This window comes from Paenibacillus favisporus (assembly GCF_040545415.1).
In the GTDB taxonomy this organism is placed as follows: domain Bacteria; phylum Bacillota; class Bacilli; order Paenibacillales; family Paenibacillaceae; genus Paenibacillus_AQ; species Paenibacillus_AQ favisporus.
In genome coordinates this window covers 84,215-109,201 of the sequence record NZ_JBEPLV010000003.1, presented here as the reverse complement: position 1 = coordinate 109,201, position 24,987 = coordinate 84,215, and the positions used below count along the sequence as shown (strand labels likewise).

29 protein-coding genes are annotated in these 24,987 nt (G+C 53.1%); all 29 read right to left on the bottom strand.

Translation table 11 applies throughout. The features are described 5' to 3' along the window. Nucleotides 1-69: 69 nt before the first annotated feature. Complete coding sequence (frr, locus tag ABID47_RS13670; RefSeq protein ID WP_076168076.1) at nucleotides 70-624, bottom strand: ribosome recycling factor; 555 nt, start codon at nucleotides 622-624, stop codon at nucleotides 70-72. Beyond that, nucleotides 624-1,352 carry a UMP kinase gene (gene pyrH / locus ABID47_RS13665; RefSeq protein WP_076168079.1) on the bottom strand — a complete coding sequence of 243 codons (729 nt, stop codon included), beginning with the start codon at nucleotides 1,350-1,352 and terminating at the stop codon, nucleotides 624-626. The genes frr and pyrH overlap by 1 nt, the downstream gene beginning before the upstream one ends. 201 nt (nucleotides 1,353-1,553) lie before the next feature. Beyond that, nucleotides 1,554-2,204 (bottom strand): translation elongation factor Ts, encoded by a 651-nt coding sequence (tsf, locus tag ABID47_RS13660; RefSeq protein WP_116231238.1) that lies wholly within the window; start codon nucleotides 2,202-2,204, stop codon nucleotides 1,554-1,556. A 148-nt stretch (nucleotides 2,205-2,352) separates the two neighbouring features. Beyond that, nucleotides 2,353-3,051: a 30S ribosomal protein S2 gene (gene rpsB, locus ABID47_RS13655; protein WP_076168084.1), complete on the bottom strand. Its 699-nt coding sequence runs from the start codon at nucleotides 3,049-3,051 to the stop codon at nucleotides 2,353-2,355. 206 nt (nucleotides 3,052-3,257) lie between these two features. Continuing rightward, nucleotides 3,258-3,893 carry a hypothetical protein gene (locus ABID47_RS13650; protein WP_251674569.1) on the bottom strand — a complete coding sequence of 212 codons (636 nt, stop codon included), beginning with the start codon at nucleotides 3,891-3,893 and terminating at the stop codon, nucleotides 3,258-3,260. Continuing rightward, a complete protein-coding gene (locus ABID47_RS13645) occupies nucleotides 3,890-4,483 on the bottom strand; it encodes a hypothetical protein (RefSeq protein ID WP_354497441.1) in 594 nt (197 codons plus the stop codon). The genes ABID47_RS13650 and ABID47_RS13645 overlap by 4 nt, the downstream gene beginning before the upstream one ends. Before the next feature lie 45 nt (nucleotides 4,484-4,528). Further along, nucleotides 4,529-4,840, bottom strand: a complete 312-nt coding sequence (locus tag ABID47_RS13640; RefSeq protein ID WP_354497439.1) for a hypothetical protein — start codon at nucleotides 4,838-4,840, stop codon at nucleotides 4,529-4,531. A gap of 108 nt (nucleotides 4,841-4,948) precedes the next feature. After that, a complete protein-coding gene (locus ABID47_RS13635; RefSeq protein WP_354497437.1) occupies nucleotides 4,949-6,358 on the bottom strand; it encodes a DUF342 domain-containing protein in 1,410 nt (469 codons plus the stop codon). Nucleotides 6,359-6,388: 30 nt separating this feature from the next. Then, a complete protein-coding gene (locus ABID47_RS13630; protein WP_116231242.1) occupies nucleotides 6,389-7,177 on the bottom strand; it encodes a FliA/WhiG family RNA polymerase sigma factor in 789 nt (262 codons plus the stop codon). A gap of 12 nt (nucleotides 7,178-7,189) precedes the next feature. Beyond that, the gene (locus ABID47_RS13625; RefSeq protein WP_251674563.1) at nucleotides 7,190-7,588 is read right to left on the bottom strand and encodes a hypothetical protein; all 399 of its coding nucleotides are present in this window, start codon (nucleotides 7,586-7,588) and stop codon (nucleotides 7,190-7,192) included. A 2-nt stretch (nucleotides 7,589-7,590) separates the two neighbouring features. Further along, a complete protein-coding gene (locus ABID47_RS13620; protein WP_076168100.1) occupies nucleotides 7,591-8,088 on the bottom strand; it encodes a chemotaxis protein CheD in 498 nt (165 codons plus the stop codon). After that, nucleotides 8,081-8,674 carry a chemotaxis protein CheC gene (locus ABID47_RS13615; protein WP_285855177.1) on the bottom strand — a complete coding sequence of 198 codons (594 nt, stop codon included), beginning with the start codon at nucleotides 8,672-8,674 and terminating at the stop codon, nucleotides 8,081-8,083. Before ABID47_RS13615 ends, ABID47_RS13620 begins: the two co-directional genes overlap by 8 nt. A 36-nt stretch (nucleotides 8,675-8,710) precedes the next feature. Next, nucleotides 8,711-9,172, bottom strand: coding sequence for a chemotaxis protein CheW (locus ABID47_RS13610; protein ID WP_076168106.1), 462 nt, complete (start codon nucleotides 9,170-9,172; stop codon nucleotides 8,711-8,713). Between the two features lie 80 nt (nucleotides 9,173-9,252). Continuing rightward, nucleotides 9,253-11,337, bottom strand: a complete 2,085-nt coding sequence (locus tag ABID47_RS13605) for a chemotaxis protein CheA (RefSeq protein WP_354497433.1) — start codon at nucleotides 11,335-11,337, stop codon at nucleotides 9,253-9,255. Nucleotides 11,338-11,350: 13 nt separating this feature from the next. Next, nucleotides 11,351-12,745 (bottom strand): protein-glutamate methylesterase/protein-glutamine glutaminase, encoded by a 1,395-nt coding sequence (locus ABID47_RS13600; RefSeq protein ID WP_354497431.1) that lies wholly within the window; start codon nucleotides 12,743-12,745, stop codon nucleotides 11,351-11,353. A gap of 35 nt (nucleotides 12,746-12,780) precedes the next feature. Further along, the gene (locus ABID47_RS13595) at nucleotides 12,781-13,695 is read right to left on the bottom strand and encodes a MinD/ParA family protein (RefSeq protein ID WP_145948949.1); all 915 of its coding nucleotides are present in this window, start codon (nucleotides 13,693-13,695) and stop codon (nucleotides 12,781-12,783) included. After that, nucleotides 13,692-15,131, bottom strand: coding sequence for a flagellar biosynthesis protein FlhF (flhF, locus tag ABID47_RS13590; protein WP_354497429.1), 1,440 nt, complete (start codon nucleotides 15,129-15,131; stop codon nucleotides 13,692-13,694). Before flhF ends, ABID47_RS13595 begins: the two co-directional genes overlap by 4 nt. Continuing rightward, complete coding sequence (gene flhA / locus ABID47_RS13585; RefSeq protein ID WP_116231248.1) at nucleotides 15,128-17,161, bottom strand: flagellar biosynthesis protein FlhA; 2,034 nt, start codon at nucleotides 17,159-17,161, stop codon at nucleotides 15,128-15,130. Before flhA ends, flhF begins: the two co-directional genes overlap by 4 nt. Before the next feature lie 21 nt (nucleotides 17,162-17,182). Further along, nucleotides 17,183-18,271 carry a flagellar biosynthesis protein FlhB gene (flhB, locus tag ABID47_RS13580; RefSeq protein ID WP_240913006.1) on the bottom strand — a complete coding sequence of 363 codons (1,089 nt, stop codon included), beginning with the start codon at nucleotides 18,269-18,271 and terminating at the stop codon, nucleotides 17,183-17,185. A 22-nt stretch (nucleotides 18,272-18,293) separates the two neighbouring features. Beyond that, a complete protein-coding gene (gene fliR / locus ABID47_RS13575; protein ID WP_089546550.1) occupies nucleotides 18,294-19,082 on the bottom strand; it encodes a flagellar biosynthetic protein FliR in 789 nt (262 codons plus the stop codon). 12 nt (nucleotides 19,083-19,094) lie between these two features. Further along, a complete protein-coding gene (fliQ, locus tag ABID47_RS13570; protein ID WP_076168126.1) occupies nucleotides 19,095-19,364 on the bottom strand; it encodes a flagellar biosynthesis protein FliQ in 270 nt (89 codons plus the stop codon). 32 nt (nucleotides 19,365-19,396) lie between these two features. Beyond that, nucleotides 19,397-20,149, bottom strand: coding sequence for a flagellar type III secretion system pore protein FliP (fliP, locus tag ABID47_RS13565; protein WP_089546549.1), 753 nt, complete (start codon nucleotides 20,147-20,149; stop codon nucleotides 19,397-19,399). Continuing rightward, nucleotides 20,146-20,679 (bottom strand): flagellar biosynthetic protein FliO, encoded by a 534-nt coding sequence (locus ABID47_RS13560; RefSeq protein WP_076168131.1) that lies wholly within the window; start codon nucleotides 20,677-20,679, stop codon nucleotides 20,146-20,148. Before ABID47_RS13560 ends, fliP begins: the two co-directional genes overlap by 4 nt. 8 nt (nucleotides 20,680-20,687) lie before the next feature. Continuing rightward, complete coding sequence (locus ABID47_RS13555; protein ID WP_076168133.1) at nucleotides 20,688-21,053, bottom strand: response regulator; 366 nt, start codon at nucleotides 21,051-21,053, stop codon at nucleotides 20,688-20,690. Between the two features lie 26 nt (nucleotides 21,054-21,079). Then, on the bottom strand, nucleotides 21,080-22,354 hold the full coding sequence (gene fliY / locus ABID47_RS13550; RefSeq protein WP_354497424.1) for a flagellar motor switch phosphatase FliY: 1,275 nt from the start codon (nucleotides 22,352-22,354) through the stop codon (nucleotides 21,080-21,082). Further along, nucleotides 22,344-23,342 (bottom strand): flagellar motor switch protein FliM, encoded by a 999-nt coding sequence (fliM, locus tag ABID47_RS13545; protein WP_076168138.1) that lies wholly within the window; start codon nucleotides 23,340-23,342, stop codon nucleotides 22,344-22,346. The genes fliY and fliM overlap by 11 nt, the downstream gene beginning before the upstream one ends. Before the next feature lie 34 nt (nucleotides 23,343-23,376). Then, nucleotides 23,377-23,844, bottom strand: coding sequence for a flagellar basal body-associated FliL family protein (locus ABID47_RS13540; protein WP_076168140.1), 468 nt, complete (start codon nucleotides 23,842-23,844; stop codon nucleotides 23,377-23,379). Next, nucleotides 23,841-24,065 (bottom strand): flagellar FlbD family protein, encoded by a 225-nt coding sequence (locus ABID47_RS13535; protein WP_076168142.1) that lies wholly within the window; start codon nucleotides 24,063-24,065, stop codon nucleotides 23,841-23,843. The genes ABID47_RS13540 and ABID47_RS13535 overlap by 4 nt, the downstream gene beginning before the upstream one ends. A gap of 56 nt (nucleotides 24,066-24,121) precedes the next feature. Then, a complete protein-coding gene (flgG, locus tag ABID47_RS13530) occupies nucleotides 24,122-24,937 on the bottom strand; it encodes a flagellar basal body rod protein FlgG (RefSeq protein ID WP_354497421.1) in 816 nt (271 codons plus the stop codon). Nucleotides 24,938-24,987: the final 50 nt, after the last annotated feature.

Below are 24,987 nucleotides of genomic sequence, written 5' to 3'. Positions count from 1 at the left end.
TAGTTCCTCCAAGCGGGTTTCTGCAAAAAAGACACAAACCCCACCATAAAAGGAGGGGCCGCAAGTCTCTTATACTTCCATGATCTCTTTTTCTTTAGCTACGAGCACCTTGTCGACTTCCGCAATAAATTTATCCGTCGTCTTCTGGATGTCTTCCTGATGACGGTGCGATTCATCCTCAGAAATATCGGTTTTCTCCATCTTTTTGATGTCGTCGTTGGCATCTCTGCGAATGTTGCGGATCGCCACTTTCGCCTCTTCGCCGAACTTCTTCGTCAATTTCACGAGTTCCGTGCGGCGTTCTTCGGTCAGCGGCGGAATCGAAAGACGAATGATGTTGCCGTCATTGGCCGGCGTAAGTCCGAGGTCGGACTTCATAATCGCTCTTTCGATATCGGCCAGCGAAGATTTGTCCCAAGGCTGGATAAGCAGCGTGCGCGGATCCGGCGTGCTGATGTTGGCCAGCTGGTTCACCGGTGTCATCGCTCCATAATACTCCACTTGGATCCGGTCAAGCAGTGCCGGGGCGGCGCGGCCGGCGCGCAGTGTGGCGAGGTCTCTCTTCAAAGCGCCGATAGCTTTTTCCATGCGTTCTTCTGCGTGTTTTTTTACCGTTTCTGGCATTAGTCTACGCTCCCTTTAACAATCGTTCCGATTTTTTCACCTAAAACGACCCGTTTGATGTTCCCTTGCTCGGTAACAGCAAATACGATCAGCGGAATGTTGTTGTCCATGCAGAGGGATGATGCCGTGGAATCCATCACACCCAGATTCTTGTTCAGCACGTCCATGTAAGTAAGCTGTTCATACTTCTCGGCCGTACTGTCTTTGAACGGATCGGCGGAGTACACGCCATCCACTTTGTTTTTGGCCATCAGAATCACTTCGGCCTCGATTTCAGCCGCACGCAGGGCAGCGGTTGTATCGGTCGAGAAGAACGGGTTACCCGTTCCTGCGGCAAAAATGACCACGCGGCCCTTCTCCAGGTGGCGGATCGCTCTGCGGCGAATATAAGGCTCTGCAATTTGCTGCATGGCAATCGATGTCTGTACGCGCGTCGGCACGTCGATTTGCTCCAGGGCATCCTGAAGCGCCAGCGAATTCATGACCGTCGCGAGCATCCCCATGTAGTCGGCTGTCGCGCGGTCAATCCCGCTGGAACTGCCGGCGATGCCGCGCCAGATGTTGCCGCCGCCGCAGACGATTGCAACCTGAACGCCAAGATCCACCACTTCTTTGACTTGCTCTGCAATGGATCCGATCGTTTCCGCATCGATACCATAACCGTTCTGACCTGCGAGGGATTCCCCGCTGACCTTCAAGACAACTCGTTTAAATACAGGCTGTTCCAAATGTTTACCCTCCACTTTAAAGACATCACCATATGGCGCCAGTTGCTGCAACTAACGTTCGGCGGGCCCTATCCGGTAAACACCACACCAAACCGATGTCATTCTCTTCAGAAAAAACGTCTGCTCTTTTAAAAAAGAGGGAACACTGCGTGTTCCGCTCTTCTCTTGTTCTAGTTATAGATGCCGCAAAAAAAAGGGCTCTTATTGTTTAACTTGCGCCATAACTTCTTCAACGAAGTTGTCGACTTTTTTCTCAAGACCTTCGCCCAGTTCGTAACGAACAAAGCGGCGGATGGAGATGTTTTCGCCGATAGTGCTGATTTTTTCGTTCAGCAGCTGAGAAATCGTTTTGTCCGGATCCTTAATGAAGGATTGCTCCAGAAGGCAGAACTCTTCGTAGTATTTACCGATGCGGCCTTCAACCATTTTTTCAACGATTTTTTCAGGCTTGCCTTCGTTCAAAGCTTGGGCTTTCAAAATTTCTTTTTCTTTCTCTACTTCTGCTTGAGGCACTTCTTCGCGGGAAACGTAACGCGGGTTCGAAGCTGCGATGTGCATCGCGATGTCGCGAGCGAACTCTTTGAACTGGTCTGTTTTACCAACGAAGTCGGTTTCGCAGTTGATTTCAACCAGAACGCCGATTCTTCCGCCGGCGTGGATGTAAGCTTCTACAACGCCTTCCGTAGCTGCGCGTCCAGCTTTGTTTGCTGCTGCAGCCAGACCTTTTTCACGAAGGAGTTCTGTTGCTTTGGTGATATCACCGTTTGCTTCTTCCAGCGCTTTTTTGCAATCGAGCATACCTGCGCCTGTTTTTTCACGAAGTTCTTTTACCGCACTAGCACTTACTGCCATCGAATATTCCCTCCAAATAGGATGCTAATTTTTCAGCCAGGCGTCACACCTGATCTTGGTTTTCATCTTAAAAAAAGGGCAGTGAGAGGTTATCCACCTACCAACCACCCTTTTCATTTAATTCATGTCTATATTACGTAACTGTAACTTAGGCAGAAGTTTCTTCGCCTTGGTGAGCTTCCACCACAGCGTCAGCCATTTTGCCAGTCAACAGCTTAACGGCACGGATCGCGTCGTCATTACCAGGAATAACGTAGTCGATTTCGTCCGGATCGCAGTTCGTGTCAACGATACCTACGATTGGGATACCCAATTTGCGGGCCTCGGCAACCGCGATGCGCTCTTTGCGCGGATCGATGATGAACAGGGCGCTTGGCAGGCCTCTCATGTTCTTGATGCCGCCCAGGAATTTCTCAAGACGATCTTTCTCTTTGCGGAGAAGGATGACTTCTTTCTTAGGAAGAACGGAGAATGTGCCGTCTTCTTCCCATTTTTCGAGTTCTTTCAAACGGTTGATCCGTTTTTGGATCGTTTCAAAGTTAGTCAGCGTTCCGCCGAGCCAACGTTGGTTGATGTAGTACATACCGCAACGTTCTGCTTCTTCTTTGACGGAGTCTTGGGCTTGTTTCTTCGTGCCGACGAAAAGAATTGTTCCGTTCTCTTCTGCCACGCTTTTCACGAAGTTAAAAGCTTCTTCGACCTTTTTAACTGTCTTTTGCAGGTCGATAATGTAAATTCCGTTTCTTTCAGTGAAGATATATTTATCCATTTTCGGGTTCCAGCGACGTGTCTGGTGACCGAAGTGAACGCCAGCTTCGAGAAGCTGCTTCATGGAGATAACTGCCATCTTCACACACCTCCTAAGTTTGGTTTTTTATTGTGTCCTCCGCTGCTTTCATTTCCCGTCAAGACTCTCCATATGGAAAGCACCCTTTACGAAATCCGACAGCGTGTGTTTTAACACCGTCATTTAATATACCATATCTAAAAGCTCGATGCAACGCCTAAGGGACGGCTTTTTTTACATGCAAAAAACCGTCCAGCCGATTGTCGTTAGCGTGACGGTTTTGTCGTAATTTTAGCGATGATGGAACTGAATTCCTCGCCGGGTGAAAACGTGTATTGGCCGGTCTGGATTTTCGTGCTGATCTTGAGCGATCGGCCTTTTTGCACGAATTGGTCGGCGTCGGCGATGACCCCCGCCTTCTCCAGCTTGCCTGCGACGTCTTCCAAGTTGTTCCCGCTGGCGATTTTCACTTCAACCGCTTTGGCCGCCGGCACAGAAGGCGTTTGCGGCTGCTTGGCTGTTGAAGCCTCGCCGGATCCCGGAGTGACTGACTTCGGCTGCTTAGAAGCGGCAGGCTGCTGCGGCTTATCCGGCTGGGCCGGCTGTTTACCCGAGTCCGCGGCCTTCGGCGCCTTCGCTGCGTCTCCTTTGGGAACCGAGCTCTGCTCAACCATCTGCTGCTTCCATTCCTCCTCGGTCATCAGCTTATCCTCCTTGCCGACGACCTTCAGGTCCATCTTCTCCGCCTGCTGCTCAAGCTCTTCCTTCGTCAGGCTGGCAGCTGACGGAGCCTCTCCAGCCGGGCGGCCGGTACCCTGCCCAAGGATCATCAGCTGCAGCAGGAGGGCTCCAAGCAGGAGACCGAGGCCAAGTCCCATCATGAATGTCCGATTTCTGATCACAGCGTCTCCTCCTGTTTCGCAAGCTGAAGAATCAACTGGATTTCGCCGCGGTGCATGCCGGTCATTTTTCCGATCGCATCAATGGATTTGCCTGTGCTGTACAACTCGAACAGCTCCGGGTACCTGTCCTTGATCGATGGCTGCTGCTCAGGCAGCGTTGATTCCGTTCCATCCTGGCCCTCTGAATCTGCACCAGCCGCAGCTGCTGACTCCAGGAAAACTTCCGGCTCCACGGCCGCGGCCGTTTCACGGCTAACCGTGGCCTGTCCGGCAGGCAGGCTCTCCATTTGCAAAAGCCTGGCATCCTGCTGCGCAACCTGCTGTTCAAGCGAAACGAGCCGCTGACGCATCTCCGACAGCTGTTCCTGCTGGGACAGCTGCTTGGCCGCCATATCCTGCTTCATTTGGGAAACCAGCTCGACAAGCTCGACGTTTTCATTTTCAATTTCGGCCATGTATTGCTCCAGTGTAGCCTCGACCTGCTTGACCACGCTGCCCTGCTGGCTCTGCTCCTCCTTCCGTTTAGGAAGCATCATGGCATATACCAACGCGGCAGCGCCCAATATAACGACGATTAACCAAGGTTCCAAGTAACGGCTCTCCTTTGACTGTAATATTCATGACGGGGCAGCGGATCATAGGGACACGTCCAGATGATGTCCCTTGAAAGGGTGCTGCGCATTTTGCAGGTCTTCATGCTCCTCTGCCGATGTGCTTGCGGTATGATTTCGCCGTTGCCTGTTCCGTCCGCCTTCATCCCGAACGGCGGCGTCCGCCGCTTCGTCCACCGATTCACTGCGCTTGCTCATTTCCGCCGTTTTCTTAAGCTGCTGTTCGGCCAAAAACTGCTGATCCTGTGCAGGCCGGTGCTGGAGCTCGTTTTGCACCTTCCCGGCCTCGCTGGTCCGTGGGATCGCAATTTGCATTTCAACCGCCTTCATACTCATTCGTCTTCCCCCTCTTATCGATAGGAATCGTATCCAGAGTACTTTGCTTCTTTTTAGAGATTGTTCAAAAAGACCGCTTTTGACACCTTTTTGAACTCGCACTTTATATTAAATGTACGGAGCCATCGTAATATCGCCATCATGGTAATAAAATGAAACCCGTTCCGCCGGGTCCTTAATAAATCTGGTGTATCTGCCGATAACTATTTTAGAGCCTCCGTAGACCACTTTCACGACGTCGACGCGGGCCCGCACCGAATCTTCCAATGTTTTCTCGATTTCCAATATACGTTCTTTCGCTTCCATCTGCTCACGGTCATTCGATTTCTTAGTAGCGTTCAGTTTGAGCCTAAGCGCCATCTTGTCGGGCGGTAGCTGTCCTGAAGCAGCCAGCTGATTCAACAAATACAATGCCTTGTCCGTCTTGTCCTGCGCCTCCACCAGCTGCCTGATCTTGCCACGCAGGTCGGCCAGCTCGTTTCTAAGCTCCGGCAGAACCCCCACCTCAATCGTCGTCATGGTGGACATGCTGTTGCCGATAGTTCTGGCAATGACCCGCTCTCCCGCCTGAATGACGCCGCCGACGATCAGCCCTTTGGTAGCGTTGCACAATACGTTTCTTCCTGCCCGAATGTTGGAGTGCATGATGCTCTGCGAGACGATGACATCTTCCCCGGCGATAACGTTGCCGTCCTGGATGAAAGAGCTTTTTACATGTTGGCCCGCTTTCACATAACCTTTGTTGTAACCGATGATCCCGCTCGTAATTTCAATGGACCCCTCCGCTTCCAGCTCCGCGCCCTCTACGCCGCCGACCACGCGGATATCCCCTGACGCTTTCACACGGAATCCGGTCAGAACGTTCCCACGGATGACCACGGTACCGACAAAGTCGATGTTGCCCACGCTGTAATCCACATCCCCATTCACCTCATAGACGGGAAAAACGTTGATTTTTCCTTTATCCGTCGTGGCGATCAGGCCGTCGATGGCGGCATACATGGCTGTGTTTTCCGGGTCGACCACCACATTTTTTCCTACCTTAAAATAGGCTTCTTTGCCGGGCTTGAACGGAATCATTTCCCCGGTAACGCTGAGTCCCGGTTTGCCTGGCTCGGGCGGAATCCGTTTGGCGATCAGCTGGCCCTTCATGACATTGTTGAGACTGATCAGTTCTTTATAGTCCACTCTGCCGTCTTCGGTCTCGAGCGGCCTGTGCTCCTTGTCATCTCTGAGGTTGAAGGCAAACTCGATCCGGCCGTCCTTGCCGCTGACCGGCTGCTCACCGAAGGCAATCGCGGTCCGTCCAAACATGTACTCCTGAGGATGGCTGCAAATCCGGCTCAGGACTGCCTGGTCCATGCCGAACTGGACTTGATGGCTCCTCAAAAAGAGCTGAAGCTCTTCCTCTGTCACCTCAAAATCCTCGGAACGCTTGGAGAACTGCAGATAGGCGACGCTTTTATCCTCCGAAAAGGTAATATCCAAATAGGTTTCAAGCGCGATTGGAGCTGTCAATCGTTTTCCTCCTTTCTACTCGTGCAACGGTTAATCGTTTTGCATCAGTAAATCCCGGTTCTTCTCCAGCGTTGCGCGCAGCCGCAAAATGGCCTTGGAATGAAGCTGGGATATTCTTGAAGGTGAAAGTGACATGACTTCGGCTATTTCGCTTAAAGATAAGTCCTCATAATACAGCAAGGATACGACGGTTCTTTCTTTCTCGGTAAGCTTCTCAATTCCTTTAATGAGAGACTCCCGCAAATAAAACTCGTTTACTTTGTAATCCGGATTTTTGGCCTTGTCGTCGACCATCACGGAGAGACGCGTCTCGGATTCCTCCTCGCGAATCGGGTCTTCCAGTGAGCAGAGCGACATCACGGCAACTTCCTGGAGCATTTGGTGAAAATCTTTCTCGGACACGTTTAAATATTCGCTCATCTCCGAGTCCGTCACCGTCCGAAGGTGCCTCTGTTCGAGCTGCTGATAGGCGTCCTCAATCCGTTTTGCCTTCTCCCGGACGGAACGGGGCACCCAGTCCCCCTGCCGCAGAGAATCGAGAATAGCTCCCCTTACCCGGAAAGAAGCGTAGGTCTCAAACTGCAGTCCGCGTTTATAGTCAAATTTGTCAATAGCATCGATCAGCCCCATGACGCCGTTGCTGGCCAGATCATCCTTGGAAACATTCCTTGGAAGGCCGATGGCAAGGCGGCTGGAAACATAATCCACAATGTGGAGGTGTTTCTCAATCAGGGACTTTTTTGCTTCAATATTTCCATGTTCTTTCCATTGCTCCCAGAGCTCGGCATGATTCAGGTGAGAAGCTTTGCGCTCGCTCATTTCCCCCACCCCCTATTTTTCTGACAGGTGTCGAACGGCTTTCGCCAGTTCTTCCGGATCTTTCGCCGAAACCAGCTTCGGCGGATTGAGTGGTGTAAAGCCTCCCCCATCTTCTTGAACGGAGGCGGGCTTCGGCGTCAACAGATCATTTAACTCATCGCTCTCATCCGGGGTCGTCACATCGAACCGGGCACCCCGCTCCTGTTCGGCTGCTGCCTCCTGCTCCGCATCGGGAACGCTGACCACACCCCATACCCAGCGGAGCAAAAAGGCGAGCAGAAACCAGATGACAAAGGATATCAGTCCTCTGATCAAGCTGGTCATAAACAGGTTGTTTCCCATCGAGATCAGCAGCGTCAGCACGAATCCGACAGCACCAAACACAAGGTTAAACAACAAATTTCCTTTCATGGCTACAATTCCTTTATACCCATTTGTACACTGCGCACGGACAGGATTCCGCTGCCTGAATCCAGTTCAATGGTTCGTCCGTGACTTCCGCCCGTGTCTTCGGCGATTAACGGGATATGAAGATTTGACAGCATCATTTTGCATGATTCCACATTCCTGGGGCCGATTCTCATCGTATCCCCGGTACCGGCCATCAGGAACATTTGCGATCCTCCGGCCATCTTGGCGACAATTCTGGAAGGCGAGGCACCCATGGCCACCAGCCGCTCCAGCAAAGCAGGCACTGCGGTATCCGCATATTTGGCGATATTCAGCTGCCCTTCACGGGCAATGTCTGAGGACGGCAGCATAATATGAGCCATACCCGCAATTTTGAGCAGAGGGTCGTGAAGGGTAATTCCGACGCATGATCCGAGGCCCAGCGTGCGGATGACCCCGGGATCGCGCACGACGTTCATGTCGGCCATGCCTACTTTAACGATGCTTTGCTCTTCAATCATTCTCTAGAGGCACTCCCAGGGCTTGAAAAATTTTCGCGAACGAGTCCGGATCGGGGATAAGAAAGAACTTCCCTTCCACCTCATGATCGCCCTCGAGAAAAGTCGTATCGATCAGCAGCGCGTCGTCACCCATTTGGCCAAACTGGAGCAGTCCGTAGCTCAGAACGGCGCCGGCCATGTCCATCGCCAGGCCAGGGACCGTAGGGGACAAATCCAGCTTCGTAAAGTCGGCGAGCGAGGACAGGTACGAGCCGGCCAAAATATTGCCGATCTCGCAGAGTGCCGATTGCTCCATCTCATCGAACATCCCGTCCTGGTCGACCTGCATGCCGGCCAGCCTCTTCAGCAGGCTTTTGGCTGCTTCCGGGCTTAGAATAAAGAACAAATTGCCTGGAGCGTCGCCTTCCACCCTCAGAAAAATAGCAATGACGATTCGCTCGGCCCCGCCGACCCTGTCGGCAATCTCTTCAAAGGGAAGCAGCTGCACTTTGGGAACCGCCATATCGACCGGCTTATCGAGCAGGCGGGACAGCGCCGTTGCCGCATTGCCCGCCCCGATATTGCCGACTTCCTTCAGGACATCCATTTTGAATTCCTTAAAATGCTTAAAGACCTCCACGAACTACTCCTCTAGGCTTTCCAGCTGAATAATTTCGCTCTTCTTCAGCACCTCGGACAAGTTCAGCATGATGAGCAGACGGTCATCGCCGATTTTTGCCACGCCGTCCAGGTATCTGGCTTTAATGCCTCCGACGACTTCCGGCGGAGTCTCGATCCGGTCTCTGTTCAGATCGATGACATCATTGGCCGAATCGACGATAAAGCCGACTTCCATTTCTCCTACCACCACGATAATGATCCGCGTTTGGTCCGTATATTCGGTTTCCGGAAGGCCGAAGCGCCCCCGCAGGTCGATCACCGGAATGACGACGCCCCGCAGATTGATGACGCCCCTAACAAACGTGTAAGTCTTCGGAACGCGTGTAATGGGAAGCATGCGCTCAATCGTTTGGACTTTGTCGACTTCGATTCCGTACTCTTCACTGCCCAGCTTAAATACAATGACTTTGATATCTTCTCCCATGCCCTAAACCTCCTTATTTAAATGCGGCGTATTTGCAATTCTGTATCGTCGCCGCAAGCCTTCCTTTACCGCAAACCTACCTATTTAATGAAGACGTTCGGATCCAGGATCAAGGCCACCTGGCCATCGCCCAGAATGGTTGCTCCCGAAATTCCTTTGATTTGCGGCAAATACTTGCCAAGGTTTTTCAGAACGATTTCGTTTTGTCCGATAAATTCGTCGACAGCCAAAGCCGCCAAACGGTCTCCCTTATGGATGACGATGATCTCGGTTTCGCTTTCGTCCTCTTCATTAAAGTCAGGAACTTCAAAAATGCGGCTCAGCGATATGAGCGGGATCATCGATCCGCGGAAATCCACCATTTTGTTGCCATGCGCCTGGCGGATTTGCTCCTTCTTGACGATGCCGGTTTCCACGATCGAGCTGAGCGGGATGGCATATTTCTCGGATCCCATCTTCACGAGCATCGCGGCGATGATGGACAGGGTAAGCGGCAGCTGCACCGAGAAATTCGTTCCTTTCCCCGGTGTCGAATAAATGGTCACCTGCCCGCCGAGCGAAGTGATCTTTGCCTTCACGACATCCAGTCCGACTCCCCGGCCCGATACGTCGGAGATTTTTTCGGCGGTGCTGAAGCCCGGCGCGAACAGCAGCTGGTGCACCTGCTCGTCCGACATGCCCTTGGCTTCCTCCTCGGTGACGATGCCTTTCTTCAGCGCGGATTTCAGGACGTTGTCGCGATAGATGCCGCGCCCGTCTTCTTCAATTTCGATAAAGACGTGATTCCCGCTGTGGAAAGCCCGGAGGTGTACGGTACCCGTCTCCGGTTTGCCCGCGGCAACCCGGTCCTGGGGCGACTCGATGCCGTGGTCGACCGCATTGCGCAAAAGGTGAACGAGCGGATCCCCGATCTCATCGATAACGGTCCGGTCAAGCTCTGTTTCTGCGCCGGTAATGACCAGCTCCAGCTTTTTATCCAGCGATTTGGCCAGGTCGCGGACCATCCGCGGAAACCGGCTGAACACTGTATCGACCGGGACCATTCGCAGCTTCAGGACGATATTTTGCAAATCGGAGCTGACGCGGCTCATGTGTTCTACGGTCTCGGTCAAAGCATGGTTCTGCACCTCTGAAGCCAGCTGTTCCAGGCGTACCCGGTCGATCAGCAGCTCGCTGAACAGGTTCATCAGCACATCGAGCCGTTCGATATCAACCCGGATCGTGCGGGCCGGGGCACCGCCGGTTTTGGCGGCCGGCTTGGCGGCTGCCGCTGGCTTGTTGTCCTTGCTCTCTGCCGCTGGCGCAGCGGCTGCCGGAGCGGCAGTGTCAGGTTTCGTTTCTTCGGCTACAGCCGCCGCGGATTGAGCGGATGCCGCCCCCATCTCGGCCATTTGCTGCAGGGATTCGTGATCGAGTTCTACTACTGATGCTTGGTCAATCTCCGAAACGTTCAAAATTTGCTGTTTGAGTTCGGCAGGATCTTTTTGTGTTATGTAGTAGAGTGAGAAGCTTTTTTCGAATTTTTCCTGCTCAATATCCTGCACGGTTGGATGGGACTTAATGACTTCGCCGGACTTCTCCAGCAAATCAAACACCATATAGGCGCGGACCGCCTTCAGCTGGCAATCGTCCCGAATGGCGACGTCAATATACAGCACGCGGTGCCCTTCCCCTATGGACTGCTGTAAAACGGAGTATTGAAATTCATCAAGCTGGATGGCTGTATTGGTTTCTTGCTTGGCCGGAGCGGAGCCTGCGGACTTCGCGCTGCCGGCGGAAGGGGCTTCTCCGCGAACGATCGCCTGAAGGTCGGCAACGATTGCCGACACGTCGGCTTTCCCTTCGCCGCCCTGGGTAATATCCTCCACCATGGCCTCAAGTGCATCAAGCCCTTTAAACAGCGTGTCGAAGATAAAGTCCTGCATCACCAGCTTTTCGTTCCGTACCAGGTCGAGCACGTTCTCCATTTGGTGGGTCAGCGACGCAAGGTCCTCGAAGCCCATCGTAGCCGCCATCCCTTTCAGCGTATGAGCCGAGCGAAAAATAATCTGGACGATGGAGAGATCATTCGGTGTCTGTTCGAGCAGCAGCATGTTTTCATTCAAGGATTGCAGATGATCATTGGACTCATCGATAAACATGGATAAATACTGATTCATGTCCATTATGAGACACCTCCTAATAAGTTTGCTTTCCGTTGCCTACAGCCTGGACGAGCCCTGCGGCAATATTGTGAAGCGGTAACACATGACTCACGCAGCCTAGTTCCACTGCGGAACGCGGCATGCCGTATACGATACAGGTCTCCTCGCTCTCCGCGAACGTGCTGGTAACCCCGGCATCGTACAGCCGCTTCATCATCTTTGCCCCGTCGCTTCCCATCCCGGTCATCAGCACCACGTGGCGTTTCAGGGATGGAAGCTCAAGCAGGGATTCGAACATGACATCCACCGACGGACGGTGGCCGCCCACCGGACTCTCCTCCGTCAGCGAGATCATTAAGCCCCGGCTCTGATCCGGCACGATTTTCGTATGATACCCGCCCGGGGCAATATAAGCGAACCCTGGCTCCAATGCCATTCCCTGCTCGGCTTCAACTACGGTCAGCGGGCTGAACGTATTCAGCCGTTGGGCGAGGGATTTCGTAAAATTGGGCGGCATATGCTGCACGATGACAACAGGTGCCGGAAAATCGGCCGGTATGCCCTCAAGCAGCGTCTTCAGCGCCCGCGGTCCGCCGGTGGAGCAGCCGACCGCAACAAGCTGCTTATACGCTGTTGCTGCCCTGCCCTCCGCTGTCCGGTTGGGCTTGGCGGCATCCGTTCCCGCAGGCTTGGTTGTTTTCGCTTCTTCCGCCGAAGGAGCGGATTCCAGCACCTGGTGCGTCAGTTCGCGCGTTGTCCTGCTATTCGGGGAGTCCTGATGTTTCTTCCCTGCTCCAGGCTTGGAAAGCTTCGTCGCCTTGGGCTTGTCAGGCTTGTGCAGGACAATCTCCTTATCGGGAGCACTCTCCTGTGCGGCTGCCCCGTTACGAGCGCCGGGTTCTTTCGCCAGGTCCGGGAGCGGACGCTTCCGCCCAAGCTTTGGCAGGACTGGCGTTGAAACCGGTGCTGCCGCGGCGGGCTTGTTCTTCCGCTTCTCTTCCTCCGCTTTCCACAGCGCTCTCCGTTCCTTGGCCGCCATAGCTGCCTTCATCTGCTCAAGCAGGGCATCCCGAACGTCATCGATCTGCTGCGCATGCGCTACGGACGGCTTGCGGATAAAATCAAACGCTCCGGCTTCAAGCGCCTTGATCGTCTCCCTCATGCCGGCCTCATTGATGCCCGACAGCATGATTACCGGCAGCGGATGCGCCTGCATAATGACCGTAAGCGCTTCGAGTCCGTTCATCACCGGCATCTCCACGTCCATCGTGACGATGTCCGGCTGCTGGCTTAAAATTTTGTCTACGGCTTCCTTTCCGTTAACGGCCGTATCAACGACCCGAAATGCGGGATCCTTCTCAATGAGATCGGATACGATCTTCCGCATGAAAGCCGAGTCGTCCACTACTATGACTTTGTATGGCGACATGCCGCTTGTTCACCTCTGTTCCTTAGTACAGAAAATCATTTTGTACGACGAAGCCATTTATGCATAAACCCTTTGATTCCTGTCAAGGCACTTGGTTCCGGGGGAGCCGGTACGAGCAAGTAACGGTATGCGATCCGCTGCAGATCCTTCGCTGCATTGCAGTTCGGGTATGCAAGGGAAAAGGGAACCTGCTTCTTCACGGCTTGTACAACATGACTGTCATCTGCGATGTAACCCAGCATGGTCGTTTCCACACCCAGAAAACGCCGGGCCGCCATCGCGATTTTGTCGGCGGTTTGAGCCGCTTCCTTCTCATCGCCCGCCCGATTAATGATCAGCTTGAAGGTAACGCCCGGTTCCGCGCCGCTGACCACCTTGATTAAAGCGTAGGCGTCGGTGATCGAGGTCGGCTCCGGGGTGGTCACAACCAGGCATTCATCCGCCGAACGGATAAAATTCAGGTTCTCTTTGGACAGCCCCGCGCCGGTATCGAAGATGATATAGTCCATCTCGTCTGCCAGTCCTTCAATCTGCTCCGTAAAATAAGCAAGATCCTGCTCGGAGAGTGACAGCAGCTCGGATAACCCGGAGCCGCCGGCAATAAAAGACAACGAATGCGGTCCCTTCTCGATGATTTCGCTCGCCGACTTCTCACGCTGGAGTAAATGGTACAGGTTGAATTTTGGCGAGATGCCCATCAGTACATCGATATTGGCCATACCGATATCGGCGTCAAACACCAGCACTTTCCGTCCCATCGCCTGCAGGGCAAGGGCAAAGTTAAGCGTAAAGTTCGATTTGCCTACGCCTCCCTTTCCGCTCGTGACGGTGATCAGCTTGGCGGTTTTCCCCTTCCCGGTCAGCCTGGGTTCCATTCCGGCTTCGGCTTCTCTCCCGCCGGATCCCTGCTGCCGGATCAAATCCCTTAATGCTTGTGCCTGGTCCATCATGGCGCCTCTTCTCCAAGCAGCATACCGCACAGCTTCTTGCTGTCCGGAAGCAGAAGGTCTTCAGGCACGTTCTGGCCGTTGGTCATGTAGGACAAGTACAGCGGGTATTCCCGGATCAGGTTAAAGACGGAGCCGCAGCTTCCGGTCTCATCCAGCTTGGTGAAGATCACCTTGTCCAGCCCATACTTGCTGAAGTGTTCTGTGATCTTCTTCATATCCTGGCACTTGGATGTCAGGCTGAGCACCAGAAAGGTTTCGCTGTGGTCCGTTATGGCGGAAAACAGGCTTTGCAGCTCCGAGACGAGCAGTTCGTTACGATAGTTGCGGCCGGCCGTGTCCATCAGGATGATGTCGCAGTCCTGAAGGCGCTGAAACGCCCGCTGCATATCACCGGGCGACTGTACCACCTCCAGCGGGACATTCAGGATGGAGGCGTACGTCCGAAGCTGGTCAACCGCCGATATCCGGTAGGTATCGGATGTGATCAGGCCAACTTTCCGGTGAAAACGCAGCAGCTGTTCCGCAGCCAGCTTGGCGATGGTCGTCGTTTTGCCGACCCCCGTAGGACCTGCGACATAGACGATCCGTGTCCGATTGGAAATGCCTCCGCCAAACCGCTCCGAAAGGAACTCCAGCACCTGGCTGCGTACATGTGTAAACAATTCCGCATCCCCGAGCGTCCGGCCGCTCTCTTCCCAATGATCGAAGGAGGAGGTAATCCACTCCTCGATCAGGTCGAAGTCGACCTCCTGCTGGATCAACCGCTCCTGCAGCTTCTCCAGCACAGCCGGAAGCTGCTGCTTCATCATCGACTGGCGGGAAATTTTGGCCATCCACGTCTTCATTTCCTGCAGCTCTTCCAGCAGCTTGGCCTCCACGCTGTTTCTCGCCTCCGGCTCTCTATCCTCTGCCGGCTGAGGCTGTTCAGAGCGGCTGAGCCCTCCGGTGATCTGCTCCCGTTCCGAAAGAGGGAACGTTACGTTGGAAGGTGGCGTCTCGTTCGCAGCTGCTGATTCCCCATAGCCTGCCGTCTGGGTCACGGCCTTGCCGGCTTGAACGGATGGCATCTCAGCCCCCCGAGGCTCCGGACGAGCAGGAGTTGCCTCCGGCTGGGCTTGATCAGCAGAAACCTTGGCGCCGGTTGCGGCAAGGGTCAGCTCGGCGGTCTTCTTGTATGCCTGCGGCACGGCCTTCTGTGGGACGGCCGCCTTTTGAGGAGCCGGGCTCTGCGCCTGCCGCTGTTTCGTTGCTGTATTCGCCTGTTCGTCTGCTTCCACCGCGGCGATGACCTCGATTTTTTTCTTCTTAAACATGCCCAGGAAGCCGCCCAGCTTGGTCTCCTTCGTGCTCAGAATGACGGCATCGCTGCCCAGGTCATTGCGGATTTGGAGCATAGCTTCAGGCATCGTATCGACCACATATCGCTTTACTCTCATAAGTTCACCACTCCGACACTTTGAATTTCTACATTGGGTTCAAGCTCGCTGTAAGAAAGAACCGGAATATCCTGCATGGTCCGCTCGATCACCTGGCGCAAATACATCCGAATGGTCGGCGAGGCAAGCAAAATGGGCTGTTGTCCCGATTGAAGCAGGCGGTTGATCTGCTCGCTGAGCTTCTGGTACACCGTCTGGGTAGATACCGGGTCCATCGCCAGGTAGCTCCCCTGATCCGTCTGCTGGACGCTGTCGGCAATCTTTTTCTCCAGCGTCGGCCCTACCGTAATGACCTTGAGCGTCTCGCCTTCCCTGGAGAACTGCTGCGTAATTTGGCGGGACAATGCCTGCCGCACATACTCGGTCAGCACATCAGGGTCTTTCGTATATTGGCCGTAATCGGCCAGCGTTTCAAAGATCGACACCAAATCCCGAATCGAAATTTTCTCACGAAGCAGCTTGCCCAATACTTTCTGAACATCTCCGATCGACAGCACCGACGGAATGAGCTCGTCGACGAGAACCGGATAATTTTCGCGCAAATTGTCGACCAGCGTTTTCGTCTCCTGCCGTCCAAGCAGCTCGTGGGCATGCTTTTTGATCAGCTCGGTCAAATGGGTCGCCACGACGGACGGCGGATCCACTACCGTATAGCCCGAAAGCTCCGCGCGATCCTTCGTCGCTTCGTCAATCCACAAAGCCGGGAGTCCGAAAGCTGGTTCCAAAGTTTCAATTCCCGTGATCGATTCGTCATCGTAACCGGGACTCATGGCCAAGTAGTGATTTAATAGTAATTCACCGCTTCCGACGGTATTCCCTTTAATTTTGATGACATATTCGTTCGGTTTTAGTTGAATATTGTCGCGGATCCGGATCACCGGGACCACAAGTCCCAGCTCCAAGGCGCACTGCCTGCGGATCATAATGATCCGGTCAAGCAAATCTCCGCCCTGCTGTGTATCCGCCAAAGGAATCAATCCGTAACCGAATTCGAATTCGATCGGGTCCACCTGCAGCAGGTTGATGACACTTTCCGGACTGCGCACCTCTTCGATCTGCTGTTCCTCTTCCAGCTGTTCCACCTCGATCTGCTTTTTGTCCATGTTCCGCTGCATCCGGTAAGCGGCAAAAGCGAGCAGCCCGGCCAGCGGAAGCGTCGTGATGAGATGAATCGGAGTAAACAGCCCGAGGAGGGCAATCGTCGCCGCCACAATGTACAGCAGCTTCGGGTACGACAGCAGCTGTTTGGTCAGATCATTCGCCAAATTGCCTTCCGAAGAAGAACGCGTCACGATCAAACCGGAAGCCGTTGAAATTAAGAGTGCGGGAATTTGACTGACCAGACCATCCCCGATAGTTAGTACCGAGTAGGTGGACATCGCATCCTGGAAGGACAGGCCCCGCATGGCGATCCCGATAATAAAACCGCCGACCAGGTTGATCAGCAGGATGATGATGCTCGCAATCGCGTCCCCTTTGACGAACTTGCTCGCACCGTCCATCGCGCCGTAAAAGTCCGCTTCGCGTTCTACTTTGCGGCGCCGCTCCCTGGCCTGCTGCTCATTGATCATGCCGGCGTTCAGGTCGGCGTCAATGCTCATCTGCTTGCCGGGCATCGCATCGAGTGTGAACCGGGCGGCGACTTCCGCCACGCGTTCCGATCCCTTCGTGATGACGATAAATTGCACGACGACCAGAATCAGAAAGACGATAAAGCCGACGGCGATTTCCCCTCTGGCGATCCAGCTGCCGAACGTTTTGACGACGTCGCCGGCAAAGCCCTCGGACAGGATGAGCTTGGTCGTCGAAATGTTCAGCGCCAGCCGGAACAGCGTCGTAATGAGCAGAAGCGAAGGGAAAATGGAAAACTGCAGCGCTTCCTGCGTATTCATCGCGACGAGCAAAATAATGAGTGCGAGCGAAATATTGATGACCAGCAGCACGTCGAGCAGCCAGGACGGGATCGGAAGAATCATCATCATTACAATGCCGATGACGCCGGTCAGTATCGTTATCTCTTTTAATTTCAAAGCTTCCTTACCTCCGATCCCTTATCTCACTTTGCCTTTTAATTTATATACATAAGCCAGTACTTCAGCCACGGCTTGAAACAAATCGGCGGGAATCGAGTCCCCGATCTCCGCCCTTTGAAACAGCGCACGGGCCAGCGGCTTGTTTTCCATCGTAATCACGCCGTTTTCCTTGGCGATCTCCTTGATCCGCAGAGCCACAAAATCCTGCCCCTTGGCTACGATTTGCGGGGCTTCCATGTTCGAGCCCTCGTACTTCAGGGCCACCGCGAAGTGGGTCGGGTTCGTGATGACGACGTCGGCCTTCGGCACTTCCTGCATCATCCGCTGCATCGCCATCCGGCGCTGCCGCTCCCTGATCTTCCCCTTGATCAGCGGATCCCCCTCCATTTTTTTATACTCGTCTTTAATGTCCTGTTTCGACATCCGAATGCTTTTCTCGAACTCATACTTTTGATACAAAAAATCCAGTGCGGCCATCACAAACAGGGCGGCCCCTATTTTTAGGCCGAGCGTCATCGTCAAACTGGCCACAAAATGAAACGTCTTCTCAATATTAACCTCGGACAGCTTGCCGATATCCGCGATGGCTCCTCTAAGCGTTTGATAAACGAGAAAGCCGATGATCACCAGCTTTAAGATCGATTTCGCGAACTCGACCAGAGAACGGACCGAGAATATATTTTTAAACCCTTTGATCGGGTCCAGCTTGCTGAATTTGGGCTTCAGCGATTCCCCCGTCAGCATGAAACCGACCTGCATCAAATTGGCGGCGAGCGCCATGACGACGACGGTAAGAAACACCGGTGCCAGCAGCAGCAAAATGTCGATGCCGTATTCCACGGCGAGGCTCATGACGTTGTTAATCGACAAATCCATGGTCAGGCGGTTCAGAAAAATGTCCTTGAACAGTCCGACAAGCCTCTCCTTGAACGATGAACCGAACATGAGAAGGCTGAAAAAGGAAGCCAGCAGAACGACCGCGCCGGTTAAATCCTGGCTTTTGGCGACCTGGCCCTTTTTCCGGGTATCCTGCCGCTTTTTCGGGGTCGCTTTTTCGGTTTTTTCTCCGCCAAACAGCTGCAGATCCAGGGGATACCTGTAGGACACGTTCCTTCCCTCCATCCTCACATTACGCAGGCTTGTGACCGATAATCCCCAGAAGCGTCTGCATGGACTCAAACATGATCCCGAACAAGTCGCCGAAAATATAGGAAAAGCTCGGTACCAGCAAAAACAGAATCATCAGTCCGACAATAATTTTCAGCGGCATCCCGACGGCAAATACGTTGAACTGTGGTGCGGTGCGTGCCAGAAATCCCAGCCCAATGTCTGTCAGGAACAGCGCCGTGACGAGCGGAGCCGACATTTGAAAGGCAAGGACAAACGATTGGCCGAACGTCTTGATCAAAAATTCCGACAAGCTGCCGTCCGCCATTCTCATAAACAATTCGTTGGAAAGCGGAACCCAGTCATAGCTCCGGATGATGCCGTCCAGCAAATAGTGGTGCCCGTTCATCGTCAGAAACAGCAGCAGGGCGAACATGTATTTGAAGTTGCCCAGCATTGGCGCTGAGGTGCCCGTCATTGGATCCAGTACGTTCGCGATCCCGAAGCCGATCTGGATGTCGATGAAGGAGCCGGCCGTCTGGATCACCATAAACAGCACATAGGCGACGAATCCGAGCAGCAGCCCGATCAGCACTTCCCTGATGATCAAGAGAACGTAAGTCACATCTGCCGGAACGCTCTGATGCACGCCATAAGTTAGGTACACAAGCGCAGATACGAAAAATGCGATGCCTATTTTGAAAATATTCGGGACTCCTTTGGAAGAAAGCACCGGAACGACAACAAAAAAGGCTGTAATTCGACAAAAAATAAGCATAAAAACCGGCAGACTTTCCAGCAGCATGTTCATGAATAAGTCCGCCTATCCGATATATTTGTACAAGTTGTCCAAAATGTTAAAAGTGAAATCCACCAGCGTCGTCAGAATCCATGGCCCAAAGAAAAGAATCGCCAGCAGTACGGCCACGATCTTTGGCACAAATGCCAGCGTCTGCTCCTGAATTTGGGTTGTCGCCTGGAAAATGCTGATCACCAGACCGACGATGAGTCCCAGCAGCAGCATGGGCGCACTGACCTTCAGCACGGTATATACCGCCTGGCCGGCGAGACCGATAATAAATTCCGAATTCATGGCTGAGCATCCCGCCCCTTCTTCATACTCATTCAGGTATTAAAGCTCATCAGCAGCGACTTGACGACCAAATACCAACCGTCCACCAGCACAAACAGCAAAATTTTAAACGGCAGCGAGATCATGACCGGCGGAAGCATCATCATGCCCATCGCCATCAAGGTACTGGATACGACGATATCTATAATGAGAAAAGGAATAAAGATCATGAATCCCATCTGAAAGGCCGTTTTGAGCTCACTGATCGCGAACGCCGGCACCATGACCGTGAGCGGAATGTCCTTGTAGGTATTCGGCTTTTCGATCTTGGTATATTTCATAAACAGCAGCAGGTCCTTCTCCCTTGTGTTGGAGAACATGAACTTTTTCATCGGTTCCGCCGCTTTGTCCAAAGCCTGCGTCTGTGTCAGTTCTCCTTTTAAATACGGCTGCAGGGCCACATCATTGATGGAGGAAAAGGTTGGCGTCATGACAAACAGCGTCAAAAAAAGAGCCAGCCCTACGATGACCTGGTTAGGGGGCATCTGCTGAGTTCCAAGCGACGTTCTGACAAAACCGAGCACGATCACGATCCGCGTAAAACTGGTCATCAGCACAAGCAGCGCCGGCGCGATGCTGATGACCGTGATGAGAAGCAGAATCGAGAGCGAGCTGGTGCTTGGCTTCCCTCCGGAGTCCCCTACCTGGATATCGATATTCGGTATCGGATCCGCAAAGGCGGCCGTCACCGAGAGCAGGCTGATCAATGTAACGATGATACAAACGAACAAAACCTTCTTTTTCATGGCTCCCTCAACCGATCTGTAGTATTGTCTTCCCGCAGGAGCTCTTCCATCTTCTCTTTACGGTTTGACATCCGGCGCAGCTTCTCGTCAAATACTTCATGAAATTCCGGCGTTTCCTCCAGGCTGATCTCCTCGGATACCGGTCCCGTTTTGCGCAGCTTTGCAGCAAGCTTGGCCACCAATGGCGATAACCCGTTCTGCGAGTATGCCGGATCCTGTTCAAACGATGCCAGGATGACGGCGACCTCGTCAGGGTCGGTAATTTTATCGACGAGGCGAATGTCTTCGCCTACGCCGACCAAATATACGCTGCTGCCGATTTCAATGACCTGGAGCGATTTGTTCGGCCCCAGCCCGACAGCCCCCAGCGTCCGGATCGAACGGCTGCTGAACCAAGTTTTATTTTTCCGGCCGAGAAAACGGATCAGAAGAATAATGAGTGCAATAATCACCGCCAGGACGATGATGACATAAACCAGGCTGAGGGCGTAATTACCGGAGCCAGGAAGCGGCGTATCTGGATTACTCATCTAACGTCCTAAACTCCCAGCGTCTTATTGATGGCTTCAATAACGCGGTCGGTCTGGAACGGTTTGACGATAAAATCCTTCGCGCCTGCTTGGATGGCGTCGATGACCATCGCCTGCTGCCCCATGGCGGAGCACATGATGACCTTCGCAGCCGGGTCGATCTTTTTGATTTCTTTCAGCGCGGCGATCCCGTCCATTTCCGGCATCGTAATATCCATCGTAATCAGGTCCGGACGAAGCTCTTTAAACTTCTCGATCGCCTGGGATCCGTCCTGGGCCTCTCCGACTACCTCAAAACCGTTTTTAGTCAAAATATCACGGATCATCATTCTCATAAATGCAGCGTCATCCACGATAAGAATTCGATTTGCCATTGATTAAAAATCCTCCCTAAATTTTGCTATTGTAATTTTTGTATTCGGTCCCATTGGCTGAGAATATCCGTGACACGCACCCCGAAGTTTTCATCGATAACGACAACCTCGCCTTTGGCGATCAGCTTGTTGTTGATCAGGATGTCAACCGGCTCGCCCGCCAGCTTGTCCAGTTCGATGATTGAACCTTGAGACATTTCCAGGATATCCTTAATTTGCTTCTGGGTCCTTCCTAATTCTACGGTGACTTTAAGAGGAATGTCCATCAATAAGTTTAAATTATTTTGATCGACCTGGCCGAACGAGCCACCTTGTAAATTCGCAAATTGCACGGGCTGCACGTTGACGTTCCGGTTAGGCATAGCCCCGTAATGCTGCGGCATGGCCGCATAAGAATTCTGCATGTTCGGATCGTACGCTTGCCCCGGCATGGAAGCGGGCATCCCGGCAGCTGGAGCACCGTAGCCCGGCGCACCGGACGGCATTCCGTAATCCTGCTGCTGCGGAGCCGGCTGACTGGCTGCCGGAGGCGGGTAAGAGGCCTCAGGCTGAGATGCCGGCCGCTCAGGCGCTTCAACCGCTGGAGCCGCCTGCTGCATCGACTGCTCCGCCTCGTCCGAACCATGGATCAGCATGCTGACCATATCCTTGGCGAACTGGACCGGAAGCAGCTGCATGATCGTGGAATCGATCAATTCTCCGATTTTGAGCCGGAAAGAAATCTTGATCAGCGTCTGCTCGGAAGGCAGGCTGTTGACCCCGTCGCCGTTGGCCATGTCCAGAATGTCGATGCCTGGCGGCGAAATATTGACGAACCGGTTAAATATCGTCGACATCGAAGTGGCCGAAGAGCCCATCATTTGGTTCATCGCTTCCTGAACCGCGCTGATATGGATTTCGTTCAGCTCCGCATCCTGCGGATCACCTTCTCCGCCCAGCATCAGGTCGGCGATGACCTGCGCGTCACGCGTTTTAATAACCAAAGAGTTGATCCCTTCAAAACCGTCCACATACGTGACATGAACAGCCACATGGGGCTTGGGGAACTCTTCCTCAAACTGGCTGCGGGTAATGATCGACACCTTTGGCGTCGTAATGTCCACCTTCTTGCCAAGCAGCGTCGAAAGTGCGGTGGCTGCACTGCCAAACGTAATGTTGCCGATCTCACCCAGTGCATCCTGCTCCAGAGGCGTTAAATAATCGTCTACCGTCGAACCCGCATTTCGGGAGAAGTCGGCCGCTTCGGTCTGTTTCAGCAGGGCGTCGATCTCTTCCTGGGATAAATAATCTTTACTCGTCAAGTTCCTCAGCTCCTTCGCTGACAATTTCGTCGATTTGCACGGCCACGCGGTCTTTGACGGTACCCGGGCTTCCTATAAACTTCAACCGGTCACCAACCTTGATTTTCAGTCCCGAATGTACCGGCTTGGCCAGGCTGATGACGTCCCCTACATTCAATCCCAAAAACTCGGATACGGAGATATAAGACTCCCCAAGCTCGGCGATCATGCTCAGCTTGGCTTGGCTGATCCGGTTTTTGAGCGACTCGGCTTCCTCCGGCACGCTGGACTTCTTCTCCGATACAAACCACTGATGGGCCGAGAGCTTCGACATGATCGGCTCCAGCACTACATGCGGAATACAGAGGTTGATCATGCCCGTCGTATCGCCGATTTTGGTGCTGAGCGAAATCAGGGCGATCGTTTCGTTTGGTGAGACGATCTGCATAAACTGCGGATTCGTCTCCATCGCTTCCATCCGTGGAGAGATATCCAGCACCGTTTTCCACGCTTCCGCCAAGCTCTCGAACGCCCGGCTGAAAATCCGCTCCATGATCGTCGTTTCGATTTCGGTGAGCGAGTTGATTTTGGAAGGAGCGTTTCCGACTCCGCCCAGCAGCCGGTCCAGCATGGCATAGGCCACGTTGGGGTGTACCTCCAGCACCATTCTTCCTTTCAAAGGTTCCGCCTCAAAAATATTGAGAATCGTCATCTTCGGAATCGAGCGGATAAATTCGTCATAAGGAAGCTGCTCGACCTGAACGACGTTAATTTGAACAAACGTCCGCAGCTGTGCGGAAAAATAGGTCGTCAGATAACGCGCGAAATTTTCATGAATCCGTGTCAGACTTCGGATATGATCCTTGGAAAAGCGGACGGCCCGCTTGAAATCATAAGAACGGATTTTTTTCTGGGTTTCTTCTTTTTTAAGTTCCTCCGCATCCATTTCACCGGACGACAGTGCGGCGAGCAGGGCGTCAATCTCATTTTGCGATAATACATCAACCAATCATCTCACCCCCTTACGGTTTCCGGTCGTTATGTTACAGCGGCGTCAAAACAAAGTTCGTGATGGAGATTTGCGTCAGTTTCCCTCGTGTCAGGGTTTTATTGATCAGATTGATCAATTTTGCGCTTAATTGGTCTTTTCCTTTGGAGCCCTTAAGTTCCTCGGGTCTCGTATCGGCGAGCGTCTTAATAATGATGGGCTTGATTTCGAATTCTTTGATCTTATCGAATTCTTCCTTCGATTTTTTGTCGTTCAATTGGAACGCAAAATTCATCAATACGATATAATCCTGATCCGCGAGATTGGTCTTGATATCCGTAATCTCCGAAGTGATTTCCACAAGCTCGTCTGCCGATAATTTTGGAGCCTCGATCGTTTGGGCGGCCGATTTCGTTTCGTTTGAACTGCTCCCGAAATATTTATCCATCAGCAAAAATGCGGCAAGCACGATCAGTGTAATCGCCAGCAGTATCGTTATTAGCCAGGGCAGCATCTTTTTCATGGGGATTCCTCCGTTTGTTGCACTTTAATAGTTGCGTTGTGAACGCCGATTTCCTGATTGTATTGCTTCACCAGGGAAATGACTTCCGCCGCTTTTTCCAAAACAATCATTCGTTTGCCCGTAACCAGGGTAATATACGTGTCCGGCGTTTCTTCCACTGTTTCGATAAGCAGGGCATTCAGCCATAATGGTGAGCCGTTTAACCGGGTAACTAAAATCATAGCAGGCCTCCTATGGAAATCGGAGGAGGACAGGCCTCCCCCGTCACTTCACTCTACTAACGCTTCAGATTGACGACTTCCTGCAGCACCTCGTCGGAGGTCGTAATGATCCGCGAGTTCGCCTGGAAGCCGCGCTGGGCGACGATCATTTCGGTAAATTCGCCGGTCAGGTCGACGTTGGACATTTCCAGCTGCCCTGCAACGATTGCACCGGTACCTGTGGTTGCATCATTTGCTTCACCTGGTTCAAAGTCCCCGTCTGCGATAGCGTTTGGCGTAATACGGTACAAGTTTCCGCCGATTTTCTCGAGCCCTTCCGGATTCGTGACTTTACCTACGCCAATCTTAAGGGACGTATCGGTTCCGCCATCTGCAAGCTTTTGGATGATGGTCCCGTCCTGAGAAATGGAGAACGATACGGCATCCCCAAGGTTAATCGGAGCTCCGCCTGAATCGCAGACGAACATCCCGTCTGATGTGACCAGATTCTTCAACGCATCCACATGAAAATCGCCGGCTCTGGTAAGGAACGGTGGATCCTGATCTTCGGTCATGCTTACAAGAAAAAAGCCGTCGCCGTCAATTCGCAGGTCTGTCGGGTTGTTCGTCGTCTGCGCGCTTCCCCCGGTGTGCAACGTATCAATCGATCCGATCGACACGCCAAGCCCAATTTGCTTGGCATTGACACCGCCGTTTTCACCCTCAACCGGCGCTGTCACGCCAGATACGGTTTGGCTCATGACATCCTTAAACATTACCCGGCCTGCCTTGAAGCCCGTCGTGTTGACGTTGGCGATATTGTTGCCGATTACGTCGAGCTTGGTTTGGAATCCGCGCATCCCTGAAACGCCTGAATACATCGATCTCAACATTGGTCTGTTTCCTCCTAGGTTTGTGAAATGAACTGCGTCAGTCGGTCAGC